This is a genomic window from Paucisalibacillus globulus DSM 18846, from assembly GCF_000482485.1.
Lineage (GTDB): Bacteria > Bacillota > Bacilli > Bacillales > Amphibacillaceae > Ornithinibacillus > Ornithinibacillus globulus.
In genome coordinates this window covers 92,117-115,134 of record NZ_KI519435.1, presented here as the reverse complement: position 1 = coordinate 115,134, position 23,018 = coordinate 92,117, and the positions used below count along the sequence as shown (strand labels likewise).

General features: G+C 37.0%; 19 protein-coding genes. 12 read left to right on the top strand and 7 right to left on the bottom strand.

The window, feature by feature from the left end:
* Positions 1–4 precede the first annotated feature (4 nt).
* Positions 5–1,258, top strand: coding sequence for an imidazolonepropionase (hutI, locus tag K332_RS0112715; RefSeq protein WP_026907792.1), 1,254 nt, complete (start codon positions 5–7; stop codon positions 1,256–1,258).
* Complete coding sequence (hutG, locus tag K332_RS0112710; protein WP_026907791.1) at positions 1,255–2,208, top strand: formimidoylglutamase; 954 nt, start codon at positions 1,255–1,257, stop codon at positions 2,206–2,208. Before hutI ends, hutG begins: the two co-directional genes overlap by 4 nt.
* A 39-nt stretch (positions 2,209–2,247) precedes the next feature.
* Here hutG and K332_RS0112705 read toward each other — a convergent pair whose 3' ends face one another.
* Entirely contained in the window at positions 2,248–2,577 is a 330-nt protein-coding gene (locus K332_RS0112705) for a winged helix-turn-helix transcriptional regulator (RefSeq protein WP_026907790.1), read from the bottom strand.
* Positions 2,578–2,780: 203 nt separating this feature from the next.
* Between K332_RS0112705 and K332_RS0112700 the strand changes: the two genes are divergently transcribed.
* Positions 2,781–4,025, top strand: coding sequence for an aminopeptidase (locus K332_RS0112700; protein ID WP_026907789.1), 1,245 nt, complete (start codon positions 2,781–2,783; stop codon positions 4,023–4,025).
* Positions 4,026–4,353: 328 nt separating this feature from the next.
* A complete protein-coding gene (locus K332_RS0112695) occupies positions 4,354–5,130 on the top strand; it encodes a class I SAM-dependent methyltransferase (protein WP_026907788.1) in 777 nt (258 codons plus the stop codon).
* Between the two features lie 235 nt (positions 5,131–5,365).
* Here K332_RS0112695 and K332_RS23970 read toward each other — a convergent pair whose 3' ends face one another.
* Entirely contained in the window at positions 5,366–5,617 is a 252-nt protein-coding gene (locus K332_RS23970; protein ID WP_156914198.1) for a hypothetical protein, read from the bottom strand.
* A gap of 182 nt (positions 5,618–5,799) precedes the next feature.
* Complete coding sequence (gene recQ, locus K332_RS0112685) at positions 5,800–7,947, bottom strand: DNA helicase RecQ (protein ID WP_026907787.1); 2,148 nt, start codon at positions 7,945–7,947, stop codon at positions 5,800–5,802.
* A gap of 358 nt (positions 7,948–8,305) precedes the next feature.
* Here recQ and K332_RS0112680 point away from each other — a divergent pair, with 358 nt between their 5' ends.
* Positions 8,306–10,144: a cation:proton antiporter gene (locus tag K332_RS0112680; protein WP_026907786.1), complete on the top strand. Its 1,839-nt coding sequence runs from the start codon at positions 8,306–8,308 to the stop codon at positions 10,142–10,144.
* Between the two features lie 35 nt (positions 10,145–10,179).
* Here K332_RS0112680 and K332_RS0112675 read toward each other — a convergent pair whose 3' ends face one another.
* Positions 10,180–10,359 (bottom strand): SE1832 family protein, encoded by a 180-nt coding sequence (locus tag K332_RS0112675; RefSeq protein ID WP_026907785.1) that lies wholly within the window; start codon positions 10,357–10,359, stop codon positions 10,180–10,182.
* A 134-nt stretch (positions 10,360–10,493) separates the two neighbouring features.
* Here K332_RS0112675 and K332_RS0112670 point away from each other — a divergent pair, with 134 nt between their 5' ends.
* Positions 10,494–11,342, top strand: a complete 849-nt coding sequence (locus tag K332_RS0112670) for a GNAT family N-acetyltransferase (protein ID WP_026907784.1) — start codon at positions 10,494–10,496, stop codon at positions 11,340–11,342.
* 243 nt (positions 11,343–11,585) lie between these two features.
* Here K332_RS0112670 and K332_RS0112660 read toward each other — a convergent pair whose 3' ends face one another.
* A complete protein-coding gene (locus K332_RS0112660; RefSeq protein ID WP_051359454.1) occupies positions 11,586–12,674 on the bottom strand; it encodes an AI-2E family transporter in 1,089 nt (362 codons plus the stop codon).
* 186 nt (positions 12,675–12,860) lie between these two features.
* On the opposite strand from K332_RS0112660, the gene K332_RS0112655 reads away from it, so the two are divergent.
* Together K332_RS0112655 and K332_RS0112650 are read left to right on the top strand one after the other, a co-directional pair.
* Positions 12,861–14,594, top strand: a complete 1,734-nt coding sequence (locus tag K332_RS0112655; protein ID WP_026907782.1) for a phospho-sugar mutase — start codon at positions 12,861–12,863, stop codon at positions 14,592–14,594.
* Positions 14,595–14,645: 51 nt separating this feature from the next.
* Positions 14,646–15,014: a DUF488 domain-containing protein gene (locus K332_RS0112650; RefSeq protein ID WP_036688886.1), complete on the top strand. Its 369-nt coding sequence runs from the start codon at positions 14,646–14,648 to the stop codon at positions 15,012–15,014.
* Positions 15,015–15,087: 73 nt separating this feature from the next.
* Here K332_RS0112650 and K332_RS0112645 read toward each other — a convergent pair whose 3' ends face one another.
* Positions 15,088–16,053: a DUF4003 family protein gene (locus K332_RS0112645; RefSeq protein ID WP_051359453.1), complete on the bottom strand. Its 966-nt coding sequence runs from the start codon at positions 16,051–16,053 to the stop codon at positions 15,088–15,090.
* Between the two features lie 241 nt (positions 16,054–16,294).
* On the opposite strand from K332_RS0112645, the gene chrA reads away from it, so the two are divergent.
* From chrA to K332_RS0112620, 4 genes are all read left to right on the top strand, one after another.
* The gene (gene chrA, locus K332_RS0112640; RefSeq protein ID WP_026907779.1) at positions 16,295–17,473 is read left to right on the top strand and encodes a chromate efflux transporter; all 1,179 of its coding nucleotides are present in this window, start codon (positions 16,295–16,297) and stop codon (positions 17,471–17,473) included.
* 435 nt (positions 17,474–17,908) lie between these two features.
* Positions 17,909–18,349 carry an OsmC family protein gene (locus K332_RS0112630; protein ID WP_026907778.1) on the top strand — a complete coding sequence of 147 codons (441 nt, stop codon included), beginning with the start codon at positions 17,909–17,911 and terminating at the stop codon, positions 18,347–18,349.
* A 207-nt stretch (positions 18,350–18,556) separates the two neighbouring features.
* Complete coding sequence (locus tag K332_RS0112625; RefSeq protein ID WP_026907777.1) at positions 18,557–19,951, top strand: L-cystine transporter; 1,395 nt, start codon at positions 18,557–18,559, stop codon at positions 19,949–19,951.
* Positions 19,952–20,103: 152 nt separating this feature from the next.
* Positions 20,104–21,051, top strand: a complete 948-nt coding sequence (locus tag K332_RS0112620) for a protein kinase family protein (RefSeq protein WP_026907776.1) — start codon at positions 20,104–20,106, stop codon at positions 21,049–21,051.
* A gap of 104 nt (positions 21,052–21,155) precedes the next feature.
* Here the strand turns inward: K332_RS0112620 and K332_RS0112615 are convergent, their stop codons facing one another.
* The gene (locus K332_RS0112615) at positions 21,156–22,967 is read right to left on the bottom strand and encodes a DNA ligase D (protein ID WP_026907775.1); all 1,812 of its coding nucleotides are present in this window, start codon (positions 22,965–22,967) and stop codon (positions 21,156–21,158) included.
* Positions 22,968–23,018 lie beyond the last annotated feature (51 nt).

The following is a 23,018-nucleotide window of genomic DNA, read 5'->3' as shown; positions in this document are numbered from 1 at the left end:
AGACGTGAAAGTAGATATTCTAATTACAAATATCGGTGAATTATTACCGCTGGATAAAAAAGGACCAGTGAAGGGTGCTGATATGGCAGACCTAACTGTACGGAATAACGCAGCAATTGGGATAAAGGACGATATCGTAGTATGGCTTGGCTCGTCCGAAGAAGCTAGTATTCTAGAAGCTTCGCAAGTTATTGATGCAAATGGTAAGTTGGTTACTCCTGGTTTAGTAGAGCCACATACCCATCTTGTATTTGGTGGTTCCCGCGAAAAGGAAATGGCCTTAAAGCAGCAAGGTGTCCCGTATCTAGAAATATTAAAGCAAGGTGGAGGAATCCTATCTACGGTAAGAGCAACTCAAGCCACAAGTTATGAAGAGCTTTTAGATAAAGCATTATTCCATTTGGACCGAATGGCAACCTATGGAATCACTACAGTGGAAGCTAAAAGTGGCTATGGACTAGACCGCGATACAGAATTAAAGCAACTAAGAGTGGCAAAGGAAGCGAATGAAAAACATCCACTTGATATAGTTTCCACCTTTTTAGGGGCACATGCTATTCCACCGGATTATAAGGAAGACCCGGAAGCATTTTTAAACGAGATGGCGGAGCTTTTTAACGAAATCAAACAAGAGGAACTAGCGGAATTTGTGGATATTTTTACCGAAACAGGTGTATTCTCTGTACCAGAGTCAAGAAGATATCTGATAAAGGCAAAGGAAAAAGGATTGGGTTTAAAAATACATGCGGATGAAATAGATCCATTAGGTGGAACGGAATTAGCTGTTGAGCTTGGAGCTATTAGTGGGGATCATTTAGCAGTGGCATCTGATGAAGGAATCCAAAGATTAGCAAACTCAAATACTATTGGCGTTATATTACCAGGAACAAGCTTTTACTTAGGAAAAGATGATTATGGTAGAGCAAGAGAAATGATAGATGCCGGGGCAGCCATTGCTATTTCGACTGATTTTAATCCAGGAAGTTCGGTGACGGAGAATTTACAGTTGATTATGTCCATCGCAGCTCTAAAGTTAAAACTGTCACCAGAGGAAATTTGGCATGCGGTAACAGTAAATGCTGCCCATGCTATTGGTAGAGGCGATGTCGCTGGAACCATTGCGGTTGGTAGAAAGGCAGATATTGTCCTATGGGATGCACCAAATTATCTTTACATCCCATATCATTATGGCGTAAATCATACCAATACAGTAATTAAGAACGGTAAGGTCATCTATAAAAGGGAGGCAATACGATGAGTGAAATTCGTCATCTTAAGCCTGCTGGTAAAGCGATTTTTACCGACCGTTATACAAAGAAGGCAAAAGAATTGTTAACCAACTGGTCTAAAGACAAAAAAGCTACTTTTGGAATGGTAGGGTTACCTTTGTCAAAACCATCGATCAGTCATTCCGGAGCAGCTCTCGCTCCGGGAACGATTCGAGATGCCTTGCAAAGCTATTCCGTTTATTCTGGTGAACAAATGTTTGATTTAGAAGAAGATATCATTGATTTTGGTGATTTAGAAATGCATCCTACTGATATTGTTGGGAGTCAGAAACGGTTGTATGAAGGGTTATGGGATATCTATCAAACAGAAGCAGCAGATAATTGGTTTTTACTAGGTGGAGATCATTCTGTAAGCTATTCTTCGATTAAAGCCTTCCAGGAACATTATGGTTCAGTGGGAATCATCCAGTTTGATGCACATCATGATTTGCGTAATACAGAGGATGGTGGACCTACAAACGGGACTCCTTTTCGAAGGTTATTAGAAGATAAGATTATTACTGGGGAAAATTTAGTGCAAATTGGTATTCGGGATTTTACGAATGCCAAAGCATATCACGAGTATGCAAAAGAGAATAAGGTAACTGTTTATACCATGGCAGATGTTCGGAAAAATGGAATGGTATCCATTCTAAAAAGTGAGATAGAAAAACTGTCAAAACGTGTTGATTCGATTTATTTATCAGTGGATATGGATGTCCTTGACCAAGCATTTGCACCAGGATGCCCAGCGATTGGTCCAGGAGGGATGGATAGTACCACATTAGTAGAAGGAATTACTGTGGCTGCTCAATATGACATGGTAAAGGCAATGGATATTGTAGAAATTGATCCAACGATTGACTTTCGGAATATGACAAGTAGGGTAGCGGCATATGTATTGTTGGAGTTTATGAAGGGGAAGAGATTAGGGTATTAAAATAGCGCGCATGGATAACTCCGTGCACGCTAATGTTTATTACTTTGAAATTTCTTCTACTTCTTCCTTGGTAATCCAATCGTCTGCCCAACTCTGAATATCTTCAATAACAGGGCGTAATGATTCCCCTTTTTTAGATAGGGTATACTCAATACGAACCGGAAATTCAGAATAGATATTACGATCGACAATACCTTCTTTTTCAAGCATTTTAAGACGATCTGATAGTAACCTTCCACTTACCGGAAGACTTGATTCCATTTCAGAAAAACGCTTTGGTCCGTCGAGTAATTCAAAAAGAATTAATCCAACCCAGCGTTTGCTAATAATTTGCATAGCTTTCTCAAAACGTGGACATAATTCACTCATGATAATCCACCTCACATTTCTATATCGAAGGAATTCATTAACTTACAAAAAGTAACTACAATAATTGTATCATAATATGACTGAATGTGTAAAATACCATTAATTACTAATAGAAATTATCCTATGTTTGTAGTTGGATATTTTTCGAATTTATGAAATAATAACGATATGCGAAATAATTTTTAATTTGGAGGTTTTTGTAAATGGTATCTCAACAAATTCAAGAAAAATATGCAGAATTAGCCCTTCGAACAGGTGTTAATTTGCAAAAAGGGCAAGCATTAATGATAAACTCCTCGCTTGAAGGAGCAGATTTTACAAAAATTGTTGCCAAAAAGGCATATGAATTAGGTGCTAAGGATGTACATATTAACTGGGGAGACGATGATCTAACCCTTTGGAAATATCAATATGCTCCAGATGAAGTGCTTGAAGACTTTCCAGAGTGGAGAGTTAAACTTCATGACATGTATGCGGAAGATGGTGCTGCTGTTCTTTCCATTCGCTCAACTAATCCGGATCTTCTAAAAGATATTGATCCGACAAAAGTAGCCAAAGCAAATAAAGCAGCGGCCCTTGCAATGACAAACTTCCGTAAATATACAATGAACGACAAAATTACTTGGTCGATAATCTCCATTCCAACAGGTGATTGGGCACAAAAAATCTTCCCTGATAAGTCACGTGAGGATGCAATAGCAAGCCTTTGGGAAGCAATTATTAAAATCGTACGTGTGGACCAAGAAAATCCAATTAAAGCATGGGACGAGCATAATGAAACATTGAAGGCTGCTCGTGAAGTGTTAAATGAAAAGAACTATAAGAAATTAGTATTTAAAGCACCAGGTACAGACCTAGAAATGGAACTTCCTGAAGGCCATATTTGGAAAGGTGGTTCCGCAGTATCGGAAAAAGGAATCACATTCAATCCGAATATGCCAACAGAAGAAGTATTCTCTATGCCACATAAATATGGTGTAAATGGTACGGTATCCAGTACGAAGCCATTAAACTATGGCGGTAGCTTGATCGACAACTTTAGCCTAACATTCAAAGATGGTAAAGTAGTTGATTTCAAAGCAGAGCAAGGAGAAGACACACTAAAACATTTACTAGAAACAGATGAAGGTGCAAGTCGTTTAGGTGAAATTGCACTAGTACCACATGAATCACCTGTATCACAATCAGGTTTACTTTTCTATAACACATTATTCGATGAAAATGCATCTTGTCACGTTGCTTTAGGTAAAGCATATCCAACGAATGTTGAGGGTGGCTCTGCGATGAATGATGAAGAGCTTGATAAAGCAGGAGTAAATGATAGTTTAACACATGTCGATTTCATGTTTGGATCAGAAAAACTTGATATTGATGGCGTAAAAGCAGATGGTACAACAGAAGCCGTTTTCCGTAATGGAACATGGGCTTTGGATATGACAAGTAAATAATCGGATTAGATAAGGAAAACCTGCCCGTACGGATTAGTGCAGCAGGTTTTTTCTTCTTTGGTAGATAGGAAAGTATAAAAACTTTCCGCCGACATAAGTGAAACTAACACATTCGCTAAAAGACGAGCGAATGCGAGTTTTTCTAATGAAAGTATGGGACCGGTCTGCTAGCTCATGTACCCAATCTCGGAAACTATGCTCCCACCATGCCAGAGACTCTTAGTTGGAATCCAACCAGACCTTTTGAATGGCTTTGAAGGGATTATGTAACCAGACGAAGAATATATAACTAGAGCTATAGAATTAACTCAAAAGGGTGGATTAAAAAATGGACATAATCAAACAAAATAGCATGGCCTGGGATAAAAAAGTGGAAGATGGAGGAAATTACACGATACCAGTTAGTAAAGAAATCATTGAAAAAAGTAAGAATGGCCATTGGGAAATAGGGGTGACTACTGGAAAAACGGTTCCGAGACATTGGTTTCCAGAATCAATCAAAGGCTTGAAGGTACTTTGTCTGGCATCTGGTGGTGGTCAGCAAGGTCCAGTACTAGCTGCTGTAGGTGCCGATGTTACAGTGGTGGATTTGTCACAAAAGCAATTAGAGCAAGATCAACTTGTGGCAGAGCGTGATGGATTAACCATTACAACCATACAAGGAAGTATGTTAGATCTTCATTTTTTAGAAGATGAATCTTTTGATCTCGTTATACATCCTGTTTCCAATGTGTTTGTGGATAATATTATGCCAGTTTGGAATGAAGCTTCAAGAATCCTGAAAGATAAAGGTGTTCTAATTGCTGGAATTACCAATCCTCTTCTTTATATTTTTGATGAGGAAGAGGAAGATAGGGGGAATTTAGTAGTAAAACATAAAATTCCTTATTCGGACTTGGAGGCTTTATCCCAAGAGAAGCTGGAGGAATACAAAGAGTCAAAGCGTGCATTAGAGTTTGGACATAGCCTAGAGGACCAAATTCAAGGGCAGATAGATGCTGGCTTTGTCATTACAGGCTTTTATGAAGATAATTTTGGCGGCAGCCGGATGCTGGATAACTATATTAATACATTTATTGCAACTAGAGCTGTGAAAATTAAATGATAGAAAAGGTCAATATGCATCCTCTAGACAAAAAGAGAGGGAATGTTTCTAAACACTCCCCCTCAAGATATTTTTAATTAGTTTTTACGGAAATAATCCCAATAAGCTTGGAATATTTCAATGCTTTGATAAGAAATTAACATCACCGCTGATAATGAAAAGAATCCCATCATAATGAATCGAGCCCATATCATCTCTTTTTCCTCCTTCTTCAATGAATTTCTATTAAAGAAATTTAAGAAGAAGTGATCAAATAATTCGATTGGTAGAGAATGGGGCAAAGAATTGTGCGTCGCTTGATGAATTGAATAAAACGATGGAAGGAAAGTGTAACGATTAAAATCAGTGCTACAAATACCTCATGAATAACATGGTGTCCCTTTTGTTTCAAATCCCCGTCAACTGGATGGATATCCGCAAGAATAACAGAACTGATTGTTTCCGTTTCTTGGATGACTAGTGGATTGTCGGCTTTAGAATCAATCATGCCAATGAAATAGGTATGTGTTATGACGGAAAGGAGTATCCATAGGGCAAAGTATTTCTTCAGAATATAGCCCCCCTTTTTGGTGATGGTAACTATTATACACATTTGCTAAAAAAATTAGAAGTGCACTTAAGAAAAATATATATTAACTAAAATGGAGTGCATATAAAGCACTCCATTATCTACATTAGTCCATTCTTTACCAAAACAGCTTTAATCTTGGTATAGTCATAATCCTCGGGTAAGGCTTCTTTAAGTGGCTTTAACTTTGGATCCTCAATTTGTTCCTTGGCTGCTAGTATAATAGCTTCCTCTTGCTCATTAAAAAAGATATCCCATGCTAATGGATAACCATCCTGGAAGGCTTTAAATATATGACTCTCTATTGTCATTGTCTTCATATCACGGATGGCGGATATATCTCTAATGGATTTTCCAGATTGAAAAAGCTTATAGCTCACTAGGTGACTTGGTCCTTCTTCTTCCTCCCTCTTCTTAGGTTTGGGTGGCGTAATAGAACCAGAAATCTTTACTCGTGTTTTCGCTTCTGGATGTTTTTCCCGCCATTTTTTAATAACCTCTAAGAAAACTTCACCATATTGTTCAAACTTTTTCTCACCGATTCCTTTAATTTCAAGCATATCCTCCCTTGAAACGGGGAAATACCTACTAAGCTCTTTTAACGTAACATCAGAAAATAACACATATGGCGGAAGATTAAGTTCGTCCGCTATCTGTTTTCTACGGGCACGTAGTTCTTCAAATAGGTCTTTATAAAAATCATCATCTTCACTAGTTGGGATGGGTGCTGTGTACATTTCAACAGTCCGCTTACCTTTCAACACATCAATGGAATGTTGATTTAATTTTAACGTAGGAAATTTCCCTTCTTCTGTTCCTAAAATCTGCTCAGCAACTAGAAAATGAATCCGTTCGGTAATTTCTTTTTCCGTATAAGCAGACAGCAGCCCATAGGTTGACAAGGTTTGTAGTCTGAATTCTAGTAACTTCTTATCTTTGGAACCCTTTAGTACTTTAGCTGTCATGCTGACACCAAAACGTTCATTCATTCGTTTGACACAGGAGAGGATCATTTGTGCTTCTTCTGTGATATCCGTTTTCTCGACCTTTTCTAAACAATTACTGCATCGTCCACAATTTTTATGGAAAGAAATATCTTTAAAGTAATCTAAAACAAAGCTACTTAAACATCCTTGAGTATGGCAGTAATTCACCATAGCTTGAAGTTTTCGGTATTCATTTTGCTTAGCAGCTTCGTCCATTAGGGATTGCTCAATTAGGAACTTTTGCAACTGAATATCTTGCGGTGAAAATAGCAAAATACAATCACTTGCCTCACCATCTCGACCTGCTCTACCTGCTTCTTGATAATAAGATTCAATATTCATTGGCATGGCGTAATGAATGACATATCTTACGTTGGACTTGTCTATTCCCATACCAAAGGCATTTGTCGCAATCATGACTGGTTTTTCATCATGTATAAAAGCAGCTTGTGCTTGTTTCCGTGCTTGTTCAGACATTCCTGCATGATACTTGCAGGCAGGAACACCACGACTTTCAAGCTGGTCAAATAGTGCATCTGCCTGTTTACGAGTTGCTGTATAAATAATACCGGATTCATCTGTATGTCTCTCTAGAAATGAACGAATATAGCTTGTCCGGTCTTTTCCTTTGACGATATGAAATGCTAGATTGTCCCGTGCAAAACCAGTATTGATAACATTGCTATTATCAATATGTAATAATTCCTGAATATCCGAAATAACTTCTTCTGTAGCTGTGGCTGTAAGTGCCATACAGACAGGAATATTTCCGATTTGTTTTAAGTTTGGAACGATGGACCGGTAACTTGGACGGAAGTCATGTCCCCATTGGGAAATACAATGTGCTTCATCAAAGGCAACTAGAGATATTTGAATCCGTTTGATAACTTGAATAAACCCATAGGACTCAAAGCGCTCTGGCGCAACATAAACGAACTTGAACCTGCCATTTGCAACTCCTGCCATCCGGTCTTCCTGTTCTGCTTGAGATAATGAACTATTGATAAATGTTGCGGGAATTCCTAATGCTAGGAGAGAGTCAACTTGGTCTTTCATAAGTGATATTAATGGGGAAATAATGATAGCTGTTCCGTCTAATGAAAGTCCCGGAACTTGATAACAAATGGATTTACCACCACCAGTTGGCATCACTGCTAATGTATTTGTCGATTGGATTACTCGTTTAATGACCTCCTGTTGACCAGGACGAAAAGACTCATAACCAAAATAAGTATTAAGAATTTTTTCTTGCTCTAAAATCATGACCTTTCACCTCTCACCTGTTTATCCTACCATATATTTTTTAAAGAAACGAGTTGATAAAATAGGAAAATATTACGGAAAACTTCTATAGAAAGTAGAATTTCTAATATAGAAAATGAAATGATTACTTATTTTTTATTTGTATAATTTAATTTTTATAGTTCAGAAGATACTATTCTTATTGGATAGTGGTAAACGATGTTAATCAATTAAATGTTTGTTTAACAAATTTCTTATATCATTCCTATGTTGAACACTAATGTTATGAAAATGTATCCATATTTTTAGAATAAATTAGTTTACTTTTTTTTGTTGGACAATTAGAATGACCATATATTTTAAAAATAGGGGGCATGTAATGGTAACATCTTTATTATTTGAAGTTATGTTAATCTTCTTACTGGGAATAGGATCACAATGGGTGGCATGGCGCTACCGCATGCCGGCAATTGTTGTCATGGCCTTAACAGGTCTAATTGTTGGTCCATTATTAGGGTTTATTAATCCACAAGAAGATTTTGGAAGTTTATATAGTCCGATTATTTCTGTTGCAGTTGCAATTATACTATTTGAAGGTAGTTTAAATTTAAGTTTTAAGGAGCTTCGAGGCTTAGGAAAACCAATTTTTAGAATTTCTACAGTAGGTGCTTTCATAGCATGGATCCTTGGATCATTAACAGCACACTATATTGCTGGGTTATCTTGGCCAGTAGCATTTGTTATCGGTGGATTATTTATCGTAACCGGTCCAACCGTGATTATGCCGCTACTTCGTCAGTCAAAATTAAAACCAAGACCGGCAAAAATATTGAAGTGGGAAGGAATCATTGTTGACCCAATTGGGGCACTTCTTGCAGTATTTGCTTTTGAAATCATTGCTTATTTAACGGCGAGCGATCCAGATGGAACGGCATTAATAATGTTCTTTGCAGCTTCCATTTTTGCAGCAATATTTGGTTGGTTTTGTGGGAAAGGAATTGGCTTTATATTTGAAAGAGGTCATATTCCAGAATTCCTTAAATCTCCTGCAGTATTTACAGTTGTTATCTTCTGTTTCACCGTTGCTGATGAAATCATGCATGAAACTGGATTATTATCCGTAACCGCAATGGGGATTACACTTGCAAACATGGGTATTTCTTCTGTTGCAGATATGCGGCACTTTAAAGAAAATATCTCCATCCTGTTGATTTCGGCAATCTTTATTATGCTAACAGCATCATTACAAATTGAAACGCTTCTAGAAATCTTTAGCCCTAATATTATTGGGTACGTATTATTAATGATGTTTTTGGTTCGTCCGTTATCCATTTTCCTTTCGACCTTTGGAACAGGATTAACGTTTAATGAGAAATTGTTGGTGGGTTGGATTGCTCCAAGAGGTATAGTGGCACTCACCGTGTCAAGTTACTTTGCGACAATTTTATTAGAAGCGGGATATGACGATGCCGAAATCCTTACAACCTTGACATTTGGATTAGTATTCTTCACGGTATTAGCGCACGGTTTCTCTATTGGTTGGCTAGCTAAGAAATTAAATCTGTCGATGGAAGGAAGACCGGGAACGTTAATTGTTGGTAGTAATATTTTTACGGTAGAGTTGGCAAAATCACTAGCCAAGTCCAATGTCCCTGTAATTATTGTGGATGGTTCATGGGAAAGACTGAAGGTTGCAAGGGAGGCTGGAGTTCCTTTTTATCATGAGGAAATGCTTTCTGAACAAACCGAGTACCATTTGGATACGATCCCATATGAATACATGATAGCTGCAACAGACAGTAAATCATATAACTCGCTAGTTTGTACAGCATTTATGCCGGAATATGGCCGTACAAATGTATTTAAAGTAAGTCCTTATGATACAGTCTACAAAACAGGGGAGATTGTTTCCAAAGTGGGCGGAAGAATCTTATTCAAGAAGGAAATTAATTTAGAGGATTTAAAAGAAAAAATTAACAACGGTTTTGTATTCCGTCGTACGACGATTACCGAGCAATATTCGTATCGTCAATATTTAGATGAAAAGGATGAAGAAACGGTATTCCTTTACTTAATAAAGCCATCTGGCCAAATTAAGTATTATTCAGAGGAAATGCGGACGGTACCGAGTACTGGTGATACAATCGTTAGTTTAATGCCAAGAAATAAAGAAAAAGCAAAGATTCAGGCCAGATTAGGTAATAGTGATGTAGAATGAAATAAGAGCGTACGAACCGTAATGGTCGTACGCTCTTATTCTAATGCATCCAGTTTTTTACGAACCTCAGCAATTTCATTTTCTAAACGGATAAGCTGTTCTTCAGCAGAAGAAGCTCTTCCTCGAACATATACTAATTTATCTAGGTCACTTTGAATACGAACATAATCCGATTTCAGTTCATCCAGTTTATTTTCAAGTTCTTTTTTAGTCATGTCACCACTCCTCCTATTAAGTTTACCGGGAACCCCTTTACAAAACAACTGATTGGTGTAAAATTAATTCAATTATTAGTAGAAAGATGAAGTAAACTCAGGAGCTAGACAACATTAATAAAGGGGGCAAAAGTATGAAAATATTTTTGGAAACATCTATTAAACGTTATCTTGACAGGGTAGAGGGTTTATTGCTAAGGCAGGAAGTAAATAACAATTTAATGCTGGGCTTATTGGAAAAAGGGAAAAACAATATTGGTGTTTTTACCGATGGCATTCGTTTAGGGATTGTAGAAGAAAACGGGGAGCCAATTTATGCTTTCATGCAAACGCCTCCCAATAAATGGATTCTGGCTAAAGTGGATAAGCTGGATGAAAGGATTATACCAGGGATTGTACAGTATTTATTTCAAAGCAAATACCCTGTTCCAGGTGTGATTGGGCCAAGTGAGCAAGCAGAATTATTTGTATCACTCTGGCAAGAACGAACTAATAAAATAGCCAATTTACATATGAAACAATTAATCTATCAATTGGATGAAGTCATGGTTCAACCCCAAGAGAATGGTAAACTAATTCATGCAGAGGAAAAACATGAATCTTTAGTGGGGGACTGGCTCTGTAGCTTTGTGGAACAGGCTCATATGCCAATGACGAAAATCCAGGCAGAAAGTATGGCAAAATCATTCATACAAAAACAATCATTGTATTTATGGGAACGTGATGGAGAAATAGTCTCTATGGCTAACAATTCAAGAAAGACAAGAAATGGTGCCTCTGTAAACGCGGTGTTCACACCAGACGAACACAAACGAAAAGGCTATGCAACAAGTGTTGTAGCTGCCCTTTCTCAGAAGCTACTCGATGAAGGTGCTAAATTTTGTAATCTATATACAGACCTTTCCAATCCGACATCAAATAGTATATATAAAAAGATAGGATACTATGTTGTAGGTGATTCAGTGGAATATTTATTTGAGTAATGTAAAAGGACATGTAACACTTTTCGAAGGTGGAACATGTCCTTATTTGTTTTTATGGGGGGGACAGCATGCGCCCTTCAGGCCAGAACATGATCCCAATCCAGAACAACATGCGCCCTTATGGTCAGAGCATGAGCCCAATCCGGAACAACATGCGCCCAATTCAGAACATACCCCCACACCATCAACCATGAACCCGTATTAATCAACAAAAAAAGCGACAGCCTCAAGCTGTCGCCTTCCCTAAATCAGTGCGTCTTCCTTATTCTTTCTTGTATCCTGATAAGTCTCCCAGAAATGCACAATAATAACTTTTACTACGGCATAGAAAGGTACGGCAAACAAAATGCCTACGAATCCAGCGATACTTCCAGCTGCCAAAATTATGGTAATGATGGTTAATGGATGAATCCGTAACACATGCCCCATAATATTTGGTGAGATAAAGTTCCCTTCTATTTGTTGTGCGATAATCATGATAATCGCAATCCAAACAACATTCATTGGGTCCTCAAATACTCCAACAACTACAGCGGGGATAACCGCGATAAACGGTCCGATAAATGGAACGATACACATCATCATTCCAAATAATGCTAGAGATAATGCATAGTCTAATTTGATGATGGAATACCCAATAAATAGCATAATACCTATGCTTAGACTAACTAGTAGTTGGCCCTGGATATAGGAAGAAAGTGTTTGGTCTACTTTTCGTAATAGATTTCGTAAATTACTAGCTTTCTTCGGTTCAAAAATTTGCGTAACAAATGGGATGAATTTATCACTATCCTTAAACATGAAAAATAGAAAGAATGGTACTAATACTAAAGAAAATAAAAAGCCAACTACTTGGGATATAAAACTAAACAAGAAAGTCATAAAACTTTCAAAATAGGTTTGTAGATTGGCCATAATATTATCAAGGGTCTCGTACACTTCTTTTGGAATAATGCTTTGATTATCTTTGATATAATCAATCACATCTTCCGCACCCCTAATCATACTAGGCATGTTTTTTACAAATTTAGTATATTGATCTTGGGCGATTGGAATGATAAAAATGACAAATAAATATCCAACAAGGACAATCAAAATAAAAATAAGGATAATCGCAACAATTTTTGGCACCTTATATTTCATTAGAAACTTCAAAATAGGTTTTGTTAAATAGAACAATAATCCGGCCGCAATAAATGGAAAAGCTACTGCTCCAATGTATTTAAATGCAGGGTCGAAAATAAAACGAGTTATGTAGAGTAGATAGATTAATAGAAAAGCAAGAATTAATCCTACCAATATCTGAAACCAACGCTTATTGAACAAATTCATCACACTTTCTCCTTTATTAAGGTAATCATATATTATCTTGAGATATTTCGCACTTAAAAAATATAACTTTTTTATACTTATTCTTACCTAAAATCGCAAAGATTAAACCGGAATAGTAGTCCATTAGATTCTTGACAGTTTTTATGTTAAAATTTTCCCATAAACACAAGTTGGAGGACTAAACAAATGGCCAATTGGAAGTCGATCTATGAAAAATGGAATACTTTTGAAAAATTAGATCCCGAACTGAAACAAGAATTAGTTGCACTACAATCTGATGAAAAAAAATTAGAGGATGCATTTTATAAAGAATTAACGTTTGGTACTGGTGGAATTCGTGGGGTGCTCGGTGTTGGTACTAATCGCATGAATATCTATACCATTCGAAAAGCAGTTTATGGTCTAGCTACATATCTGTTAAATAATGCTGTTAATGTGAAAGACCGTGGTGTAGTCGTTGCTTATGATTCACGATACATGTCACGGGAGTTTGCAGTTGAAACTGCTAAAACCCTTGGGGCATTTGGAATTAGAGCCTACGTGTTTGAATCACTAAGGCCGACACCGGTTTTATCATTTGCTGTTCGCTTTTTAGGTGCTGCAGGCGGAGCGATGATTACGGCAAGTCATAATCCACCTGAATACAACGGGTTTAAAGTATATAACGAAGACGGCGGGCAAATGGTTCCAACTGAAGCAAATAAAATTATTGAAGCGATTAACAAAATCGAAAACGAGTTAGAAATTCCCGTTCTTGAACAAAAGGAATTAGAGGAAAAACAATTACTTCATTGGGTTGCAGATGAAGTAGATAATGCTTATTTGGAAAAACTAAGCCAAATCTCAAAAATGGATGAAGAAGAGTACAAGCAGGATAAAGATTTACAAATTGTTTTCACGCCGTTACATGGGACAGCACATGATCTTGTGACTAGAGGATTACAACAATTAAACTTTAGCCAAGTATCGGTAGTGAAAGAACAGGCGATTCCAGACCCTGAATTTTCAACGGTTGAATCACCGAACCCTGAGGAACATCAAGCCTTTACCATGGCAATAGAACTTGGTAAAGAAGTCCATGCAGATATTCTACTTGGTACGGATCCGGATGCAGACAGATTAGGTGTTGCGGTAAAAGATGGTGCAGGGGATTACACAGTTTTAACTGGAAATCAGCTGGGTGCTCTTTTAATTGATTATATTTTATCGCACACGAATAAAGTACTATTATCGAATGCCCGTGTATTAAAAACGATTGTGACCTCTGAGCTTGGACAAGCAATTGCGGCTTCCTATGGTGTGGAAACGATTAATACACTAACCGGATTTAAATATATCGGTGAAAAAATTCACGAGTATGATTCTTCTGGTGAAGCATTTGTCTTTGGATATGAGGAAAGCTATGGATACTTAATTAGTAGCTTTGCACGTGATAAAGATGCCGTACAAGCTGCTGTCATGGCAAGTGAAATGGCCTATTACTGGAAGAAACAAGGCAAAACATTACTTGATGCTTTAGATGTGCTATATCAAAGACATGGTTATTACCGGGAAGGAATGTCTTCCTTAACCTTAAAAGGAATGGAAGGTTCCGAAAAAATTGCCCTAATCATGAATACGATCCGTGAAAATCCGTTCGGGGAGATTGCTGGATATAAGGTTGAACTGGTTGAGGATTACGAAACTAGTGTGAGACAGAATAGAATGACCGGTAAAACGGAGATAATTGAGCTACCACAGGAGAATGTGTTGAAATTTGTACTTGAGGACAATAACTGGGTTTGCTTAAGACCTTCCGGAACAGAGCCGAAAATAAAATGCTATTATGGTACTTGTGGAACAAGCTTGTCTGAAAGTGAAGAAACACTTGCCATGTTAAAAGAAAAAATGAACCATGTTATGAATGAGATTATTGCATAAGAAAACATCCTCGTGCCTGAGGATGTTTTTTCATATAGGAGGTTGTAAAGAATGGCAAAAATTCAATGTAAACGAATATATGAAGACTATAATGAAGATGATGGGATTCGTATTTTAGTTGATCGTCTGTGGCCAAGGGGTATTTCTAAAGAAAAAGCTAAATTAGATCACTGGTTTAAAGAAGTTGCGCCCTCCAGTGAATTAAGAAAATGGTACCATCATGACGTGACGAAATTTGAGGAATTTGCGGATCGTTATAAACAAGAACTTAGCCACGGAGAGCAAAAAAGAACATTGGAACAATTAAAGGAAGTTGTTAAGGGTTGTAAGGAAATGGTTACTTTACTTTATGGGGCGAGAGATGAGAAAAACAATCAGGCATTGATTTTAAAAGAGATTCTGGCGGATCAAGAACACTAATGAAACTATGATAAAGTCGAGAAGTGGATTTCTATCAATAGGAATCCACTTCTCGTTTTATCTTGAATCAATATTAATTCCCACTATTTGCACTGGAAGCGGATACTGCAGCAATGGTTGCAATCATTACTGCTTGTTGTGCTTGTAGAACAGCCTCCACTATAGTACTTAGACTTGCTTCGGCTAATTGATTATTCCCCATCTTCTCATTCACGAACATGCTGGCTGACACCATAAAATTCATGTCCTTGTGCCATTTAAATTCCTTTTGCTTATTTAGTTCTTCATATATGGAAACAATGGAATCAACGGAAAATTCTTTTGCTGGGAGTAAAGCAAGCATTCCCATTATTGGATAATACATGGATTTCATTTTTAGTGGCGTATGTTTGAAGGAATCGATAATATCTATCGCACGGTTCATAAGTACCTTATTATCGATACCTTTGCCAAGTGCAAGAATATGACTAAGAAATTGTAAATCGTTCCCTTTCCGAAGTCCATTTCTAGATAATTCCTCGTAAAATACTTCGATTCGACTAATAATATCTGGCTGAGATTCGATTGCTAGCAGTGTGGCTAGTGGATAGTCGCTGCTTGAAGTTAGGAAGGAATGCTCCTTCTTCATGCCATCATAGATAACTTTTGCTTTTTGAATAGTTTCACTTGTTTCATTGCCCCCACTAGTTAATAAAATAGTAGCTGCGATATAAGTAAACGTCCCGCTGCTAAATTTCACTTTACGGAATAATTCATATACATCATTAAGTTCCTGTATTTTTTCTTCTGGATGGTCAAAGTTCACATCAAGCACTGCTGCAGTGGTAAATCTAGAATAAGAGCGTAAAGGAGAAAAAAGGCTTGCTTGCTGTTTGATTTTTTCACTCAGGTTTAATAACCTTTCTATCTGTAACGGCTTTTGATTTAAAACGTAAATCGAAGCAATCATCATTAGTATTTGTTTATCAGTAACCTTCCATTTCATATGGTCTTTAAGTTCTTCATAAGCTAGAACAAATTCTTCAACATTGGTTTTCATTGTTAACACTCCTTCTTATTTTTCGCCAGGTGAAGGAAAGCAGAATCCTCCAATTAATCATTTGTTTCATAGTAGTTTATACGAATTACTGGATAGAAAGTTTCATCCTGTGGCCATGCTAGAAGTTTGGGAGTTACCTCATCAATAATTACTATTGTAAATTTTGTGTAAATTTTAAGTTAATTTCTGCAGAATATGGTATTTTAGTATTTTAGATAAAGCAATTATAATGGAGGCATATATGAAACAAAAAAATTCCTTACTAGAAATATTAGGCACGTCTCTTAAACTCGGACTTACTTCGTTTGGAGGCCCAGTGGCTCATCTTGGTTACTTTAAACATGAATATATTGATAAGCGAAGATGGCTTGATGACAAAACCTATGCTGATATTATTGCCCTATGTCAATTTTTACCCGGGCCAGCTAGTAGTCAGGTAGGTATTGCGATTGGCATGCTACGTGGCGGATTTTTTGGTGGCATTGTTTCTTGGTTTGGGTTTACACTGCCATCCGTGATGGTGTTGATATTATTTGCGATGGCGTTTCAAAGCTTTTCCCTTGACGATGCTACTTGGATTACTAGCTTAAAAATAGTAGCGGTAGCTGTTGTTCTTCATGCAGTACTTGGTATGGGGAAAAAACTAACCCCGGATAAGCCAAGAATTGCAATGGCTGTCGTTGCCATGTTGATTATGCTATTATTTCCATCTGCTATTGTTCAGATTTCTGTAATTGTTGGTGCTGCAATTTTAGGATATGTTTTATTTTCAAAGAATGCCGAATCAAATGTAAAAACTTTTAACGTATCCATTACCAAAACACAAGGGGTTATATCGTTATCCATATTAGTAGTATTACTTATTGGTTTGCCAATAATAGCTCAATTAGTGAACAATTCTTACGTCAGTATTTTTGATACATTTTTCCGAGTGGGTTCCATCGTATTTGGGGGCGGACATGTCGTGCTGCCTTTATTAGAACAAGAAATGGTACCAAATGGACTTCTTACAAGTAGTGAGTTTCTTGCCGGATATGGAATGGCACAAGCGGTTCCTGGTCCTTTATTTACATTTGCCAGTTACTTAGGAACGATGATCAGTGGTATAACCGGAGGAATTATTGCAACAATTGCTATGTTCCTACCATCTTTCTTATTAATAGTCGGTGCGTTACCCTTTTTAAGTGAACTTCGTAAACACAAAAGCTTTCAAGGAATTTTAATAGGGGTAAACGCTAGTGTAGTGGGAATATTACTTGCTGCATTCTATGACCCAGTATTTACAAGCTCCATAACAAATGCAGCAAGCTTTTCATTAGCCGCCATATTATTTGCCCTAATGTATTTCTGGAAAACACCAGCATGGTTGATCGTAATCATTGGCGTTGTCTTAGGTGAGATCATGCATTACTTCATTTAGGATGTTATTTTACAATTGTTGTTAATAACGCAATTTGTATAAAGTGCGCAGTAACAAGGTCTATGTTTTCCTAGTTTGGTCACATGATTTGTTTAAGAGGGTGGATGTCTCCCCAAATCGGGCACAAGTTCTGTATAGTAGGGTCCATGTTTTCCCGAATCGGGCACAAGTTCTGTATAGTAGGGTCCATGTTTTCCCAAATCGGGCACATGCACTGTTTAGGAGAATCCTTGTTGTCCTGATTTGGTTGCATGGTTTTGTGCACCTTTAGGCCTTAACACAGGAAATCTGTAAATTTATACGGAAACCCACGTACCTCGTTTAATAATTGATTTTAAGTTACTGCACATTTTCCATCCATAGTGAAAACAAGCAAATAGAAACCAACCTTCAATAAAAGTTAGTATGCTACAATTAAACCAGAGGTGATATAGAATGGCTGAACATCATTTTCATTTAAAAGCAGATTGGCCAGGTGGCAGGAATAGTGAAGGATATATAGAAGCAGGCAATTTGAAAACAAAGATTTCTATTCCACCTGAAATGGACGGACCTGGAATAGGTACGAATCCCGATGAAATGCTTCTAGGGGCTGCGGCTACATGCTACATCATAACACTTGCAGCGATGATAGAAAGAGCAAACTTACCTTTAAAACAAATGGCTTTAGAATCTGAAGGTATTGTAGATGTTACCAATGGAGTATTTACTTATAAAAAAATCATACATCGTCCAACTGTTGCTTTAACCGATAATGCTAGCGAAAAAGACTATACATTATTAAGGAAACTTGTCCAAAAGGCAGAAAAGAGTTGTATGATTTCCAGAGCTATTCAAGGAAATGTGGAGCTTGAACTAGAGGAAAATATAATATAATCCAATTAAAAGGGCATTCTTATGGAACAAAAGAGTGTCCTTTTAATATTCCTATATAGCAGATAATGAATTGAATTCATTATCTTGACACAACGAATAAACCATTGTATCTTATTAAAGCATACTATTTTTATCGGATTAATATACTTATAGTGACGATATATGGGTAAGATGCATATTTTATTAAAAACAACAGGGGGAAACAAAATGAGCTGGTTGGTCATTCTGAATATTGTTATCTTATTAGCATTAATTGGTTTATTAATTTTCATGCAGCGTAAACATGTTTCGTTTTCAAAACGAGTGTTTACTGGTTTAGGTCTAGGTATTGTACTTGGAGCCGTTCTACAGTGGATCTATGGAAGTGGCTCTGAAACATTAGCCACTACAACAGATTGGTATAATGTTGTTGGTCGAGGTTATATCAATTTCTTAATGATGATTGTTGTACCATTAGTAATGGTTTCTATTATACAAGCGATTACGAACCTTGAAAAGTCAGCACAACTAGGAAAAATGGCTGGCTGGATTATTGGGATTTTAATTGTTACTACAATGGTTGCAGCGATGATCGGAATTGGAGCTGCGGCTCTATTCGACTTAAATGCGGAAGAAATCACAGCTGGTCAAGCGGAACAAGACCGTGCGGCATCACTTGAGGAACGATATTCAACAGAAGTAGAGACTGTTTCTACACCACAACGTATTTTGAACTTTATCCCGTCTAATATCTTCTTTGATATGACTGGTCAACGTTCAACATCTGTAATTGCTGTTGTTATCTTCTCTATTTTCGTAGGGGTTGCTGTTCTAGGAGTAAGAAGAAAGAACCCAGAGCAAGCAGAAATGTTTACGAAAATTGTAAATGCAGTATATGCAGTAGTAATGCGCATTGTAACATTAGTATTGCGTTTAACGCCATATGGTATCTTAGCTTTAATGGCAAACATGATTGCAAGTACAGATTTTGCAGGAATATTACAGCTTGGTAAATTTGTATTAGCCTCTTATGTAGCATTAGGTTTGATGTTCATCCTTCATCTTGTATTAGTTGGTATATTTGGATTAAATCCACTTAACTACTTAAGAAAAGTATTACCAGTATTAAGTTTTGCATTTACTTCACGTTCAAGTGCGGGAACCATTCCATTAAATATCTCAGCACAGAAAAATGCTTTGGGTGTAGACCAAGGTATTGCCAATATGTCAGCATCATTTGGTGCAACAATGGGGCAAAATGGATGTGCAGGAATTTATCCAGCGATGTTAGCATTCATGATTGCACCATCAGTTGGTATTGATCCTTTATCCATGGATTTCTTAGTGCCATTAATTTTAATCATTGGTTTTAGCTCATTTGGTATCGCTGGAGTTGGTGGTGGTGCAACATTTGCAGCACTAATCGTTCTTTCTTCTATGGGCTTACCAGTTGGTTTAGCTGGATTACTAATCTCTATCGAAGCATTTATCGATATGGGCCGTACTGCACTTAACGTAAATGGTTCTATTGTATCTGGTACGTTAACATCCCGTATCTTAGGAAACTTCAATACGAAGATTTTCAATGATAAGACGGCAATTGAAGAAGCAAAATCACTTTAATAGATAGCAAACCGCTCCTAGTCATCATCTGGGAGCGGTTTTTTTAGTGTTCTACTAGTTAATGTTGGAATGTTATATTAATATTGGCAATAAGGATTTGTATGTTCACTTCATTACATAATAGAAATAGTAAGGTTAGTGGGGGAAGGAAGATGGAAAAGCAAGAAATTATTAAACTATGCGATGAGTATGGGATTGTACCGAAACATATAGAAATGTTACGAATGAATGACCGTGTTTTAGCAAAGATTGAATCAGACCAAGTATATTTCTTAAAAGGAGAAAAAGCAGATAAAGCATATTGGGAAACTTGTTGTGTGTATTCAAATTTCTTGTTAGAACATGGAATGAATGTGACACAATATGAAAAATCTAACTATGATACGTATGCTGTAGAAGTTGGAGATAAGGTGTTTTCGTTAGAACGTAGTCTAGCTGGTGAACCAATAGAGGTCTTAACGGATAAGGAAATAATGGAGATTGGTCGTTTATTAGGTATCCAACATTCATTGTCCATTAAATATCCTACGCCATTCTATATAGCTACATCGTGGAGTTTATTTGGAGGTAATCAGACAGATGAGATTGGAGATTATGATGAAAATGAATTAAGCTTTTTAGATTTTATGAAACGTTATGAGGCTCATCCTTTGTTTCTTAAAATCGAGTCGCTATATCGGGAGTATCGCCAAAGTATTTATAAATTATGGGATGTCTTACCTCAAGGGGCAGTTCAAGGAGATTTTTGTTACTACAATATGCTTCAAGAAAAAAACGGAAGTATAGCTATTTATGATTTTAATTTAGCTGGTAATGAGGTCTACTTAAATGAATGCATTGCAGTTGGAATATATCATGCATGGCACGCTCCATATAAAGGGAAATTAAATGAAGAGGAACGATTTCAAGTTTTCATTGATTCATACATAAACGAACGCTCTTTTAATGAAATGGAACAAGCTGTTTTTTTACAATTAAAAGCAATTATTCGAGCATTTCGCTATGATCGAATAGAAGAAGGGATTTCTTTAAAAGATGAGGATGAGCAAAATCAATTTTTACAGGATACGTTGCTCATCCTTGAAGGTGCTAAATCTTAAAACCATAAATTGTGAAGAAAAGTAGGTGAATGGTCTTGTTAATCACCTGCTTTTTTATTCCTTCCTACTTGTAGTTGAAAGAGTGAGTAATAAATCAGAAGTAGCTATTTTATTAAACTAATAACTTTATTGAGAGTTTGTTCTTCTCCATCCTGAAAATAATTGTGAAAAGGACAACCCCAATTTTGTACACGTTGTACCACGTTTTCAATCGTAAACATCTCCGGTCGCAAGTCTTCTGTCACTTCATCCCAATATAGGGGCGTTGCAACCGTTCCATCTGGAGTCTTTCGAGTGGAGTATGGTGCAATCAGTGTTTTATCTTTGCCATGTTGAACATAATCAATATACATTCTCCCATTACGTTTGTTTTTCATCCTCTCTGTTGTAAAAAGATCGGGATGTTGATTTTCAATCGTATAGGCGATAGCTTGTGTGAAAATTCCAGTTTCATCATAAGTCATACTACCTTCTGGGATTGGGACATGAATTTGCAACCCTTTATTTCCTGATGTTTTTACAAACGAAGTCAATTGTAAATCGTCTAATAACTGCTTGATGAGAAGCCCTGCCTGAATGGCCCAATGAAACTTCCCACGGTCTGGTGGGTCAAGATCAAATACAATTTCTTTCGGCTGTTCACTGCTAATAGTTTGAAATGGTACATGAAACTCAAGGGTTCCATGGTTCGCAAACCACATTAAAGCTTCTAGAGAATCACAAATAATTAACTTTTCATCTCCTTTCCCAACTCTTTTTATAAAATCAGGTGCATAGGAGGGGAGATGCTTTTGAAAAAAGGATTCCCCATTAACGCCATCTGGACAGCGGATGGTTGTAAGTGCCCGGTTTGCTAAAAATGGTAACAAATACGGTGAAATTTCACGTATATACGTCAAAAAATTTCCCTTTGTTAAATTTACATCTGGCCAGTAAAGTTTTTCTGTATTGGCAAAGTCAATGGACGTTGGGAGCATTGCTAAATCAAGTTGAAGTTTATCCGTCGTACATTCTTCAGGGGTGATGTCTGGTGCAATCCGGTTAAATTCAGGTTCCCTTAGTTCATCCTGGTAAATGTCCAACGTATGAATCTCCGCACAAACGGCAGGTGGGAGAGTAAATTGGTCCCCTTGTTTGGCCCCATTATCGAGAAATAACTGTTTAACGGTCTGAAATTCCTCGCTATCTAATCCATGCTTACATTTTCCAACGGGATATAGCTTATCACCATCAAATACTTGAACATCAAAATAATCATTTTTACTGTCATATGCTGTCAAAAAACCATGAATTAACCGCCAGTTTTTTATTTTGTACCAATCGTGATGCTTTTTTCCTTCAACATACATACTCTTTTTTCTTTTAGCAATCATGCCTTCCCCTTTATGATTAAAGATAATTTCCCATAATACCTCGGGATTATCAAATGCTTCGACATATCCAATTCGATTCCACATATCACGACGAAATTCGGCTTTGTCAAAAAAAGTAGAAAGTGCCTTTTTCCTGGTTTCAAAAGAGTTCTTGGATAGATCTTTCCCAGAAATCTGCATGATATCAAAGATAAGCAAGTTTGCTGGTCTTTCATCCGCTGCCTTTTGAATGGAATCTACATTTTTTAAACGACCTCTCTTTTGAATTCTTGAGAAATTCGCTTGATAGGGATTATTTAATATAACTAACTCACCATCTAATTGGAGGGGAAGAAGGTCTTTTACTTTTTCTTCTTTTTCCTTACAAAAAGCAACTATTTCTGGAAATTGAGCGGTTAGATCTTTTTTGTTCTTACTAATCAACGTAACAGAACTATTTTTCCCCCAGTGAAGTACACAACGAAAGCCATCATATTTTACCTCATAGGACCAACCTGCATCTGTTGGTATATCGCTAGTTGCTTTAGGTTTCATCACGTCCATATGTAAAACTCCCTTCCCTATTAAGATGGGTTAAAGCATAAGAAAATAATC

Coding starts and splice junctions, on each gene's coding strand:
- hutG (WP_026907791.1), top strand. CDS start 1,255: ATGAGTGAAATTCGTCATCTTAAGCCTGCTGGTAAAGCGATTTTTACC.
- K332_RS0112705 (WP_026907790.1), bottom strand. CDS start 2,577: ATGAGTGAATTATGTCCACGTTTTGAGAAAGCTATGCAAATTATTAGC.
- K332_RS0112700 (WP_026907789.1), top strand. CDS start 2,781: ATGGTATCTCAACAAATTCAAGAAAAATATGCAGAATTAGCCCTTCGA.
- K332_RS0112695 (WP_026907788.1), top strand. CDS start 4,354: ATGGACATAATCAAACAAAATAGCATGGCCTGGGATAAAAAAGTGGAA.
- K332_RS23970 (WP_156914198.1), bottom strand. CDS start 5,617: ATGATTGATTCTAAAGCCGACAATCCACTAGTCATCCAAGAAACGGAA.
- recQ (WP_026907787.1), bottom strand. CDS start 7,947: ATGATTTTAGAGCAAGAAAAAATTCTTAATACTTATTTTGGTTATGAG.
- K332_RS0112680 (WP_026907786.1), top strand. CDS start 8,306: ATGGTAACATCTTTATTATTTGAAGTTATGTTAATCTTCTTACTGGGA.
- K332_RS0112675 (WP_026907785.1), bottom strand. CDS start 10,359: ATGACTAAAAAAGAACTTGAAAATAAACTGGATGAACTGAAATCGGAT.
- K332_RS0112670 (WP_026907784.1), top strand. CDS start 10,494: ATGAAAATATTTTTGGAAACATCTATTAAACGTTATCTTGACAGGGTA.
- K332_RS0112660 (WP_051359454.1), bottom strand. CDS start 12,674: ATGAATTTGTTCAATAAGCGTTGGTTTCAGATATTGGTAGGATTAATT.
- K332_RS0112655 (WP_026907782.1), top strand. CDS start 12,861: ATGGCCAATTGGAAGTCGATCTATGAAAAATGGAATACTTTTGAAAAA.
- K332_RS0112650 (WP_036688886.1), top strand. CDS start 14,646: ATGGCAAAAATTCAATGTAAACGAATATATGAAGACTATAATGAAGAT.
- K332_RS0112645 (WP_051359453.1), bottom strand. CDS start 16,053: ATGAAAACCAATGTTGAAGAATTTGTTCTAGCTTATGAAGAACTTAAA.
- chrA (WP_026907779.1), top strand. CDS start 16,295: ATGAAACAAAAAAATTCCTTACTAGAAATATTAGGCACGTCTCTTAAA.
- K332_RS0112630 (WP_026907778.1), top strand. CDS start 17,909: ATGGCTGAACATCATTTTCATTTAAAAGCAGATTGGCCAGGTGGCAGG.
- K332_RS0112625 (WP_026907777.1), top strand. CDS start 18,557: ATGAGCTGGTTGGTCATTCTGAATATTGTTATCTTATTAGCATTAATT.
- K332_RS0112620 (WP_026907776.1), top strand. CDS start 20,104: ATGGAAAAGCAAGAAATTATTAAACTATGCGATGAGTATGGGATTGTA.
- K332_RS0112615 (WP_026907775.1), bottom strand. CDS start 22,967: ATGGACGTGATGAAACCTAAAGCAACTAGCGATATACCAACAGATGCA.